At 73.8% G+C, this 3,207-nt stretch carries 2 protein-coding genes; both read left to right on the forward strand.

The window, feature by feature from the left end; genetic code table 11:
* Positions 1–2,213, forward strand: a 2,213-nt coding sequence (locus tag QH283_RS11040; protein ID WP_280502924.1) for a xanthine dehydrogenase family protein molybdopterin-binding subunit, incomplete at its 5' end; no start/stop codon positions are given.
* On the forward strand, positions 2,210–3,207 hold a 998-nt coding region (locus QH283_RS11045), incomplete at its 3' end, for a DUF6986 family protein (RefSeq protein WP_280502925.1). The genes QH283_RS11040 and QH283_RS11045, both read left to right, overlap by 4 nt.

Genomic DNA, 3,207 nt, shown 5'->3' on the forward strand with positions numbered 1-3,207 from the left:
CGCTGGCCCCGCCGGCGGCCCCGCTGCAACCTGCCGCGCCCCCCCGCCCGCACCCGCACGCCCGCCCACGCGCCAACCACCCCCCCCCGGCCCCCGCGCTGCCCGGCGTGCACGCGGTGCTCACCCACGCCGACGCTCCCGGCCGGTCCTTCTCCACCGCCCGGCACGAGATGCGCTCCGACGATCCCGACGACACCTACGTCCTCGACCGCACGGTCCGCTTCGTCGGCCAGCGGGTCGCGGCCGTGGTCGCCGACGATCTCGGCACCGCCCTCGCCGCCTGCCGGGCGATCCGGGTGGAGTACGAACCGCTGCCCGCCGTCTTCGACCCGGAGGAAGCGCTGGCCGAGGGCGCGCCGTTGCTGCACGGCGACAAGACCGGCGAGGCGCGCATCGCCGATCCGTCGCGCAATCTGGTCGCCGAGGTGCACGGCGAGGTCGGCTCGATCGCCGACGGCCTGGCGCGGGCGGCGAAGGTGGTGCGCGGGGTGTGGCACAGCCCGCGCGCCCAGCACGTGCACCTGGAGACGCACGGCGGCGTCGGCTGGCTCGACTCGCGGGGCAGGCTGGTGATCCGGTCAAGCACCCAGGTGCCGTTCCTGGTGCGGGCCGAGCTGTGTGAGATCTTCGGGCTGGCGCGCGAGCGGGTGCGGGTGTTCGCGGCCAGGGTCGGCGGCGGGTTCGGCGCCAAGCAGGAGATGCTGGCCGAGGATCTGATCGCGCTGGCCGTGCTGCGGACCGGCAGGCCGGTGCGTTACGAGTTCACCCGCTCGGCGGAGTTCACCTCCGCCACCACCAGGCATCCCATGCGGGTCGAGGTCACCGCCGGGGCAGACGCCGACGGCACGCTGACCGCGCTGGCCGTGGACGTGCTCACCGACGCGGGCGCCTACGGCAACCACAGCCCCGGCGTGATGTTCCACGGTGTCGGCGAATCGGTGGAGGTCTACCGCTGCCCGAACAAGCGGGTCGACGCCCGCTCGGCCTACACCAACAATGTGCCCTCCGGCGCGTTCCGCGGCTACGGGCTCGGCCAGATCGTCTTCGGCATCGAGTGCGCGCTCGACGAACTGGCCAGGGAACTGGGCACGGACCCGTTCGAGTTCCGTGCCCGCAATGTGGTCGTCTCCGGCGACCCGTTCGTCGGTTCGAAGGTCGAGCCGGGGGATCTGGTGTTCGGCAGTTATGGCCTGGACCAGTGCCTGGCCAAGGCGCGGGCGGCGCTGCGACGCGGCAACGGCGTGCTGGCCCCGGGGCCGGACTGGCTGGTCGGCGAGGGCATGGCGCTGGCGATGATCGCCACCATTCCGCCGCGCGGGCACCACTCCGACGCCTCGATCACGCTGCGCCGCGACGGCCGCTACGAACTGCGCTTCGGCACCGCCGAATTCGGCAACGGCACCACCACCGTGCACCTCGGTCTCGCCGCGACCGCCCTCGGCGTCCCGGCCGAACTGATCGACCTGCGTCAGTCCGACACCGACCTGGTCGGCTACGACACCGGCGCGTTCGGCTCCACCGGCATCGTCGTCGCGGGCAAGGCCACCCACCTGGCCGCGCTCGAGCTGCGCGAGCAGATCCTGGCCAGGGCCGCCGAACTCACCGGCGCGGCCCTGGGCGAGTGTGTGCTCGGTTCGGACGGTGTGCGCTGCGGGGCCCGGCTGGTCACGCCGGAAGAGCTGACGGCCGAAGGGGAGCTGGTGGCCACCGCCTCGCACGCGGGCACGCCGCGCTCGGTCAGCTTCAACGTGCAGGCCTTCCGAGTCGCCGTGCACCCGGACACCGGGCAGGTGCGCATCCTCCAGTCGGTCCAGGCCGCCGACGCGGGCACGGTCCTGCATCCCGCGCAGTGCCGAGGCCAGGTGGAAGGCGGTGTGGCGCAGGCCATCGGCACCGCGCTGTACGAGGACATGCGCAGCGAGCGCGGGGTGGTCACCACCGACGTGCTGCGGCACTACCACATCCCGCAGGCCGCCGACCTGCCCGTCACCGAGGTCGAATTCGCCGAGACCAGCGACGAACTCGGCCCGCTGGGCGCGAAATCCATGAGCGAATCGCCCTACAACCCGGTGGCCCCCGCGCTGGCCAACGCCATCAGGGACGCCACCGGGGTGCGGCTGTACCGTCTGCCCATGACCGCCGACCGCGTCTGGCTGGCCCTGCGTGAACATCACCGGCGAGCGGGCGGTCCGCGAGAAGGAGGGACACCATGACCGCCACCCGGTTGCCGGAGAACGTGCGCGCCAGGATCGAGGCCGTGCTCGAGGCTGTCGACGCCGGGCTGCGCACCCGCTATCCGGGACCGGGCGAACGGCCACAGCCCATCCACACCGCCTACGTGCCCGCCGACCAGGTCACCGCCGACACCCCGGCGGTCTGGGGCGCGGCCGCGCTCGACCTGCTCGACCGGCACGCGGGCGAGCTGAGCGACCTCGACACCGGCGGGGGGTTCGCCGACGTGCGCGAACGGCTGCGCACCGCGCCGGTCCAGGATCTGCGCATCGACTTCGAGGACGGCTACGGCCCGCGCCCCGACGACGAGGAGGACGCCGCCGCGCTGGCCGCGGGCGAGGTCGTCGCCGCCTGGGCGGCCTCGGCGGCCGGACCGCACCGGTTCGGCATCCGCGTCAAGGGGCTCGGCGGGCTGGAACGCCGCCGCGCCCTGCGGACCCTGGAGCTGGTTCTCGACGGCGCCGGCGGGGTTCCCGACGGCTTCGTGGTGACGGTGCCCAAAGTGCGCGCCGCCGAGCAGGTCTCGGCGCTGGTCGCGCTGTGTGAGGGGCTGGAGCGCGGCAGCGGGCTCGCGGCGGGCGCGCTGCGGTTCGAGCTGCAGATCGAAAGTCCGCAGGCCATCATCGGCCCGAACGGCGACGCGCCGGTCGCGCGGATGATCACGCTCGCCGAGGGACGCTGCGACGCCCTGCATTTCGGCACCTACGACTACACCGCCGACTGCGGGGTCGCCGCCCCCTACCAGGCGCTGGACCATCCCGCCGCCGACCATGCCAAGGCGGTCATGCAGGTCGCGGCCGCCCAGACCGGGGTGTGGGTGTGCGACGGCTCCACCCAGATCGTGCCCGAGGCCGACCCGCCCGCCGCGCTGCGCGAACACCACCGGCTGGTCACCCGCTCGCTGCGGCGCGGCTACTACCAGGGCTGGGACATGCACCCCGGTCACCTGATCACCCGCTGGGCCGCCACCTACGA

The sequence above is a fragment of the Nocardia farcinica genome (assembly GCF_029867845.1).
In the GTDB taxonomy this organism is placed as follows: Bacteria; Actinomycetota; Actinomycetes; order Mycobacteriales; family Mycobacteriaceae; genus Nocardia; species Nocardia farcinica_A.